The 7,194-nt window shown below is 71.4% G+C and carries 9 protein-coding genes; 1 reads left to right on the top strand and 8 read right to left on the bottom strand.

Annotated features, from left to right (window positions below):
- From VOI19_RS10680 to VOI19_RS10665, 4 genes are all read right to left on the bottom strand, one after another.
- Positions 1–993, bottom strand: a 993-nt coding sequence (locus VOI19_RS10680) for a cytochrome P450 (RefSeq protein WP_323792947.1), incomplete at its 3' end; no start/stop codon positions are given.
- Positions 994–1,119: 126 nt separating this feature from the next.
- Positions 1,120–2,139, bottom strand: coding sequence for a tRNA (adenosine(37)-N6)-threonylcarbamoyltransferase complex transferase subunit TsaD (gene tsaD / locus VOI19_RS10675; protein ID WP_323792948.1), 1,020 nt, complete (start codon positions 2,137–2,139; stop codon positions 1,120–1,122).
- A gap of 8 nt (positions 2,140–2,147) precedes the next feature.
- Positions 2,148–2,744: a DUF998 domain-containing protein gene (locus VOI19_RS10670; RefSeq protein WP_323792946.1), complete on the bottom strand. Its 597-nt coding sequence runs from the start codon at positions 2,742–2,744 to the stop codon at positions 2,148–2,150.
- Between the two features lie 80 nt (positions 2,745–2,824).
- Positions 2,825–3,205: a GNAT family N-acetyltransferase gene (locus VOI19_RS10665; RefSeq protein ID WP_323792945.1), complete on the bottom strand. Its 381-nt coding sequence runs from the start codon at positions 3,203–3,205 to the stop codon at positions 2,825–2,827.
- Positions 3,206–3,222: 17 nt separating this feature from the next.
- Here VOI19_RS10665 and VOI19_RS10660 point away from each other — a divergent pair, with 17 nt between their 5' ends.
- Complete coding sequence (locus VOI19_RS10660) at positions 3,223–3,504, top strand: DUF427 domain-containing protein (RefSeq protein ID WP_323792944.1); 282 nt, start codon at positions 3,223–3,225, stop codon at positions 3,502–3,504.
- Positions 3,505–3,517: 13 nt separating this feature from the next.
- Here VOI19_RS10660 and VOI19_RS10655 read toward each other — a convergent pair whose 3' ends face one another.
- The 4 genes from VOI19_RS10655 to VOI19_RS10640 form a co-directional block, all read right to left on the bottom strand.
- On the bottom strand, positions 3,518–4,663 hold the full coding sequence (locus VOI19_RS10655) for an alpha/beta hydrolase (RefSeq protein WP_323792943.1): 1,146 nt from the start codon (positions 4,661–4,663) through the stop codon (positions 3,518–3,520).
- A gap of 122 nt (positions 4,664–4,785) precedes the next feature.
- Positions 4,786–4,959, bottom strand: coding sequence for a DUF1059 domain-containing protein (locus tag VOI19_RS10650; RefSeq protein WP_323792942.1), 174 nt, complete (start codon positions 4,957–4,959; stop codon positions 4,786–4,788).
- Positions 4,959–5,882, bottom strand: a complete 924-nt coding sequence (locus VOI19_RS10645; RefSeq protein ID WP_323792941.1) for a HAMP domain-containing sensor histidine kinase — start codon at positions 5,880–5,882, stop codon at positions 4,959–4,961. Before VOI19_RS10645 ends, VOI19_RS10650 begins: the two co-directional genes overlap by 1 nt.
- Positions 5,883–6,004: 122 nt before the next feature.
- The coding region (locus VOI19_RS10640) for a TIGR04338 family metallohydrolase (protein ID WP_323792940.1) at positions 6,005–7,194 on the bottom strand (1,190 nt) is incomplete at its 5' end.

Here is a 7,194-nt window from a genome sequence, read left to right as displayed (position 1 = left end):
GCCGACGGCGTCCCCTTCGCTGATCTGCTTGCCGCCGAGCACGAGGTCGCGCTTGGCGAAGCGCAGGAACGCCAGCTGGACGACGGTGAGGTGACGCAGCAGCTCCTCGACCACGCGGTCGACCGAGGCGGGGTCCTCGCGCAGCAGCGCGACGGCGTCCGGGCTCTCGGCGAGCAGGTAGGAGCCGAGCGCGAGCATCGAGGCCGACGTCTCGTAGCCGCCGAGGAACACTCCGTCGGCGATGCCGCCGAGGGTGAGGTCGTCGAGAGCGTCGCCGTGCGCCTTGATGAGTCCACCGATGAGACCGTCGCCGGGCTCGGCGCGCTGGGCGGCCACGGCCTTGATCAGGAAGTCCCGGGTGTGGGCGGCCGCGCCGAACGCGCCGGCACCGCCTGCGCTGAGGTCGAAGCGGGCGACCCCGAGCTCGAAGAAGCGCTCACGGTCCTCGACCGGCAGGCCGAGCAGCTCGCAGATCACCTGGAACGGCACCGGGAAGGCGAACTCGCTCACGAGGTCGACCTCGGGTCCGGCCGAGGCCATCGCGTCGAGCCGTTCGTTGACGACCCGCTCGATCTCCGGCTCGAGCCGGGCCAGGCGGCGCATCGTGAACTCGGGAGTCAGGTAGCGGCGCAGGGCGGTGTGCAGCGGCGGGTCGACCATGCCGAGGCCGCCGATCTGCTCGGAGTCGTCGCGGCCCTCCTGCGAGACGAACTGCCCGAGGTCGTTGGAGTACGACGCTCCGTCGGCCAACGCCTCGCGGGCCTCGTCGTAGCCGCTGACAAGCCAGACCTTGCGGCCGAAGAGCGTCGCCAGCTCGGCGACCGGCTCGGTGTCACGCAGCGCGCCGAGCTCGGCGACCGGGTCCAGGCCGTCGCGCTTGAAGGGCAGGGTCACCGACTCCGGGAGGAAGCGCAGCTTGCGGAGGTCGAGGCCACCTCGCATGGTGCGCTCGAGAAGATACTTCCCCGCGCGCTGCTTGAGTCCCTCGAGCATCCGCATGGCGCTATTGGATCAGATCCCTCGCCCCTCCTCACCCATCCGGGTCCTCCCCCGCGCGCGGTGAGTCGCTGAGTCGGCGCGACTACGCGCCGACTCGGCGTCGGTGGGGGCTGGTCGGGCTCAGTCGTCGAGGCGGGCGAGCTCGAGCGGCACCGACGATCTTGCTCCGAGCGAGGACGGCGAAGGCTTGGCGCCCTCGCGCACCAGGAGGTCGCCGATCGCCGCGATCATCGCGCCGTTGTCGGTGCACAGCCTCGGGGGCGGCACGCGCAGCTCGATGCCTGCGGCAGCGCAGCGCTCCTCCGCCAGCGCGCGGATCCGGCTGTTGGCCGCCACCCCGCCGACGATCACGAGCGTGTCGACGTTCTCCATCTGGCAGGCCAGCACCGCCTTGCGGGTCACGGTGTCGGCGACGGCCTCCTGGAACGACGCCGCGATGTCGTCGACGGTGATGCCCGGGTCACGAGGCGCCGCGACGTAGCGTGCGACCGCCGACTTGAGCCCGGAGAAGGAGAAGCCCAGGGCAGGATCCCGGGATCCGCTGAGCGGCCTGGTGAAGCGGACGGCGTTCGGGTCACCGTTGCGGGCGGCCAGGTCGACCGAGGGTCCACCTGGGTAGGGCAGCCCGAGGAGCCGCGCGACCTTGTCGAAGGCCTCGCCGGCGGCGTCGTCCAGGGTGTCGCTGAGGTGGCGGATCGGGGTTCGCACGAGGTCGTCGACCGCGAGCAGGCTGGTGTGGCCGCCGCTGACGATCAGCACGATGCTGCGGTCCGGCAGCGGTCCGTGCACGAGGGTGTCGGCTGCGGCGTGCCCCGCGAGGTGGTGGACGCCGTACAGCGGGACGCCGAGCGCGAGAGCCGCCGCCTTCGCCGCTGCGACGCCCACGTGGAGCGCCGTCGCCAGGCCGGGCCCGGCGGTCACGGCGACCGCGCCGACCTCGTGCCAGGCCAGGCTGGCATCATCGAGCGCAGCGCGCATGGTCGGCACCATCGCCTGCACGTGGGCGCGCGCCGCGATCTCGGGGACGACGCCGCCGAAACGCACGTGCTCCTCGATGCTGGAGGCCAGCGAGTCGCCCAGCAGCACGCCGTCTCGGACGAAGCCGATGCCGGTCTCGTCGCACGAGGACTCCACGCCCATCACGATGGTCACGCCTCAGTGTCCCAAACGCCGTGCCGACCGTTGCGCAGGACCGTCCATCCGAGCGCGCCGACGGCGACGTTGCAGGTCCACAGGGCGATGCGTTCGTAGAGAGCGCCGTCGTCACCGGTGGCCAGCGTGACCGCGAAGGCGACGGCGCCGAGCACGCCCACCACCCCGCAGCCGAGCAGGAATGCGCCTGTCGAGCGGCCCTGGCTACCGCGACGTCGCAGGGCGACGGCGCCGAGCAGCACCAGGGCGACCGGCTGGGTCACGAAGACCGGGGTCGCCACCAGGGCGTGCAGCCCGGAGTCGACGTCCAGGGGCACGAACCCGACCGCGGACGAGCTGATCCCAGCGACCACCAGCAGCCCGAGGGCCCAGGCCGCCATCCGCGCACGTGCTCCGGCGACCACGGTGGAGGCGACGAGCAGGGCCCCCAGGCTCAGCAGCGCTCCGATCACCATGAAGGTGCCGTTCATCAGCGCGTGCCAGGGCGAGCAGATTGTGTCGCACTGCACGGCGCCGAGGTCGCTGATCGTGTTGCGCGTCAGGCTGAAGTCGGTGGCCCAGCGCGTCGCGACGACCAGCTGGACGACGATCACCAGAGGCTGGCTCAGCAGGGCCAGGCCACCGAGGCGAGCCGCCGGTGCACTCCTCGCACCGACCTGGCTCGTGCGGACGTTCAGAGGTCGAACTCGGCGCGGCGTGCCTCGGGGACGAGGTCGACGTACTCGGCGTTCGAGGCGATGAAGTGCTGCACGGCCGAGCACAGCGGGAGCACCTCGAGGTCGGCGACCCGGGCGGCGTCGAGGGCAGCACGGATGAGGATCTTCGACATCCCTCGCCCGCCGAACTCGGGGTGCACGACGGTGTGCGGGAAGGCGCGCACGCCCGCCTGCGCCCCGGCGCCGCCCTCGGAGTCCGAGTAGTCGGCGAAGCCGGCCGGGGCGCCGTTGACCGAGATCTCGAAACGGGAGCGCTCGGGCACGTCGACGACAGCGACCGTCTCGGCCGCCTCGGTGGCCGGAGGCCCGCTCTGCTCACCCTCATGTGCTTGCGTCATGGCCCTAGCGTGCCAGCATGCGCGCAATCTGGAACGACAAGGTCATCGCCACCTCCGACGCCACGGTCGTCGTGGAGGGCAACCACTACTTCCCGGCGTCGTCGGTCGACCAGGGCGTGCTTCGTCCCTCGACGAAGACGAGCGTGTGCCCGTGGAAGGGCACCGCGTCCTACTACTCCATCGAGGTCGACGGCCAGACCAACGCGGACGCAGCGTGGAGCTACCCCTCGCCCAAGGACGCGGCCGCCCAGATCGCCGACCACGTGGCCTTCTGGAAGGGCGTCCAGATCACCGACTGAGGTCGGGCGGTGATCAGAGCCGGTCGAGCCAGCGCGTCACGATCCGCTGGGACTTCGGTGCAGACTTCTCCAGCATCAGCGTGCTGCCGGCGCCCTTGATCGTGCGCCGGACGATCTTCTCGGTCGAGGTGATGCTGGCCCCGCCACCGTTGGTCCGCGCGTCGGCGCCGGCCAGGAGCTGGAGCACGGGCACCTCGACATTCATGTCACCGAGGCCTCCACCCAGGGTGGTCGCCGCCAGTGCGCTCGGCAGGCTCGAGACATCGCCGCACGGTGTGGGGTTGCGCAGCTGCACGGCCTTCTTCTGCACGGCGCTCGGCGCAGTGCGGAAGAGCAGCTTGCGGTAGGCGGCCGCGTTGGCGCCGTAGGCTGCGAAGCCGGCGTTCAGGCAGGTCTCGCCCTGGGCGCGCACGGTCTCCAGCGCGAGCTGGGAAGGGTTGGTGGTCGCGGGGGCGAGGAGCACCAGGCCGGCCACGTCGTCGAAGTGTGCGGCCTCGAGCTGCGCGATCGTGGCTCCGGTGCCGTGACCCTGGAGGACGACGTGGAAGGCGTGCGGGGACGACGCGCCCGAGCGCGACCCGAGGAAGTCGTACTTGCCGGCGCGCAGGTGCTGCACGACCTGGTGGAGGAGGTGCACCTGCGCGCCCAGGCAGGTGTCGGTGCCGTCGGCGAGCGGGCTGCGGTCGTAGCCGAGCCGGTCGAGCACCAGGGAGGTGTGGCCCTTCGCGGCCAGGTTGCTCGCGTAGTCGTAGGTCGGGTTGCCCTTGAGGTTGAAGGACCAGCCGCCGGTGCCGGCGTCGTGCACGAGCACGTTGACGGTGTTCAGCACCTGGCGTCGCCGCAGGACCGCACGCGGCGCGACCAGGGTGCCGCGGACGCGGTACTCCTCGCCGTCAGGGCCGGGCATGCAGATGACCGACGAGTCGTTGGTGTTGACCAGGTCGAACCGCACCCGGGCCGAGGAGACCTTGCGGAACCTGGCGCGAGGGCTCGCGCTCGGGGAGCGGTCCGAGGACGTCACGCCCTGCGTGGTGGAGCTGCTCACCTCGGCTGCCGCGGGGGCGGACCCCGGACCCCCGACGAGCAGGGTCGCGAGCAGGCTCAGGGCGAGGAAGGCGCTGGAACGGCGCCCGAGGACGGCGGCGGGGGTGAAGGGCACTTGTTGAACGTACGTCAACAAGGGCTGGGACCGTCACCCCTCGACGGTGTGACTCGCGCCACCCACGACGCCGTCTCGTGCTCGCACGAGCTCGGGGTGTCGGGTGGCGGGTCGGGCGCGCGTCAGGTGCGGACGATCCGGGACTCGACCGCAGCCTGGATCTCGGGCGTGATCTCGGTGATCTGGTGCTCTGCACCGGCGTGCTCGACCACCTGGCCGAGCAGTCCCTGCTGCGTCTCGTCCTCGAATCGCGCGGCGCAGCCAGGCATCACGTCTCCACATGCGAGCCTGAACATCATCGAGCACCTCCGTTGTCGTGAGCCGCAACCGGCTCGATTGGTCGGACCTGGGCGGGGGGTGGGGGTCTGCGTGGCACGCGCACCCAGATGACCGCCTGGCGGTCGTCCTGGTCGAGACCGATGGTGCCGCCGTGGGCCACGGTCAGGGCGCGGGCGAGGTAGAGGCCGATCGCGACGCCGGAGTGCAGGTTGTCGGAGGCGAAAGGCTCGAAGATCGCCTTCAGGACGTCGGGGTCGATGGGCTCCGCCTCGCGCACCACCCGGACCTCGACCCAGGGCTCGATCACCTGGACCTCGACCCGGCGGGCGCGCGGAGCCGGCTCCAGCGCGGAGGCCTCCCACAGGTCGGCGACCACCCGGGTGAAGAGCTCGGGGTCGACGTGCAGCCGGGTGTCGGGGCCGGAGCCGCCGATGACCTCCATGCCCGGCAGGGCCAGCACGTCGCGGGCGCACACGTCGCGCCGCTCGATCCGCAGACCGCCCATGGCCGCGGCCACCAGCAGCTCGACGTCGATCAACCGGTCGCCGAGGGTCGTCAGCGACTCCTGGAGTCGTTCGGCGGTGCGCAGGAACGACCTGGGGGCCAGGTCGCCCGCGGCGAGGAGGTCCGACCATCCCATCGCCACGGCGAGCGGGGTGCGCATCTCCATGGTGAAGGCGGCCAGGAAGCGCTCGCGGTGGGCGAGCGCCTGCGCGTCCGGCCGGTTGAGCACCTGCGCCGTTCCGGCCTCGACGAACACTGCTACCCAGCGGTCGAGCACCGCTTGGTCGACAGCCCACCTGGCCGCGACCTCATCGCTCGCAGCCCCGCCGAGCACCTCGAGCACCGCAGCAACGCGAGGGTCCTGCCACGTGCGCGACTCAGCGGTGTCCAGACCCCGGGTGGAGTCTCCGTTCGACGGGTGTGCAGCTGGCGCCATCGTGCCCCCTGACTGATGCGCTCCTAGCGACCCTAGACTCCGGGAGCCCCGGCGGGGGGCGAATTCAGGAGACGAATGACCCGTACGAGGCCTCGCGTACCCGATCCTGGGGACGCCGACGCTCAGCGGTCGAGCGCCTGTCGGCCGTGCGGCAACGCGCGTCCGCTGCTCAGCTGAGCCCGCTGGCCCGCCGTCCGACCGGCGGATGCCGCTGACGGCACCTCGTGGATGCGGCCCTTCCAGCCGGACCAGGAGCCCTTGGCGTCGGAGTTGCGGGAGTAGTAGTCGCCGACCTCGGCACGCTTGTCGGCCAGGACCAGGGCGGTGCTCGTCGAGGAGTCGTCGTCCGCCTCGATGTCGCGGATGGCGTCGCGCTCGGCGGCGGACTGGGCGGCGACCAGCCGCTTGTTGATCGTGGTGATGTAGGAGTCGTAGAAAGCCAGCCGTGCCTCGCGGGCCGTGGCCGGCACGTGGGTCTTGCGCGTCGGCGACCACACCATCGTCTCCCGGTAGCTCCCGGTCGTCAGGTAGAGCGACGCCGACTCGGCCATGTGGGTCGCGAGGTGGGAGTACATCGCCTCGACGACGTCGATGTCGGTGGGGAAGCCGTAGGGGTAGACGGTCGTCGAGTTGGTGGCGATGTTGGCCTTGACGTCGTTGACACGGGCGATCACGAGGAACAACCGCACGAAGTGCTTGTTGCCCGCCTGACGGTGCTGACCGATCGCGATGCTGCGGTGGATCGGCGACTCCCGGCGTTGGGTGCGCGCCACGTGCTGGCGGGCAACGGCCAGGTCGATCGAGTAGCGCGTCGCGAGCGACTGGGCCTTGTCGAAGAAGGTCGCTGCCTCTTCGGTCGTCGAGGCCCGCTCGGCCTGGGCCAGCACCTTCGAGATCTTGTCGAGGGTCGACGACGCCGGCGCCCCTGGAGTGCCGGCCGCGGCGCCGGACCCGCCGGCGATCAGGACGCCGGTGTCCCACATCTGCACGCGCAGCAGGTGGGCGGCCTCCGGCGACATCACCTTCTCGTAGAGGTAGACGAGGGTCGCCGTGTAGGACGGACCGTGCGCCGGGACGAACTGGGGGTCGAGGTGGTGCGCGAGCTCGTGCAGCACGATGGTCTCCCGCATGGCCCACCCGGTATGACGGTGCCCGGGGATCGCGATGGTGGCCGTGCCGCGCTCGTAGTGGGCCTTGGTGTGGCCGCGCCGCTCACGGACGGTCAGCGGGATCGAGGCCCGCTCGAGGCCCGCGACGCTGCGTAGCGCGAGCACGCGGTCGACGTACGTCTGGATCGAGGCGAGGTCGCCGA

This window comes from Nocardioides sp., assembly GCF_034670285.1.
In the GTDB taxonomy this organism is placed as follows: Bacteria; Actinomycetota; Actinomycetes; order Propionibacteriales; family Nocardioidaceae; genus Nocardioides.
The sequence above is the reverse complement of the archived record's forward strand: the minus strand, read 5'-3'. Positions and strand labels throughout refer to the sequence as shown.

Bases quoted from the DNA above. Each gene is read 5' to 3' on its own strand.
- tsaD (WP_323792948.1), bottom strand. From the start codon at position 2,139: ATGGGCGTGGAGTCCTCGTGCGACGAGACCGGCATCGGCTTCGTCCGA.
- VOI19_RS10665 (WP_323792945.1), bottom strand. From the start codon at position 3,205: ATGACGCAAGCACATGAGGGTGAGCAGAGCGGGCCTCCGGCCACCGAG.
- VOI19_RS10660 (WP_323792944.1), top strand. From the start codon at position 3,223: ATGCGCGCAATCTGGAACGACAAGGTCATCGCCACCTCCGACGCCACG.
- VOI19_RS10650 (WP_323792942.1), bottom strand. From the start codon at position 4,959: ATGTTCAGGCTCGCATGTGGAGACGTGATGCCTGGCTGCGCCGCGCGA.
- VOI19_RS10645 (WP_323792941.1), bottom strand. From the start codon at position 5,882: ATGGCGCCAGCTGCACACCCGTCGAACGGAGACTCCACCCGGGGTCTG.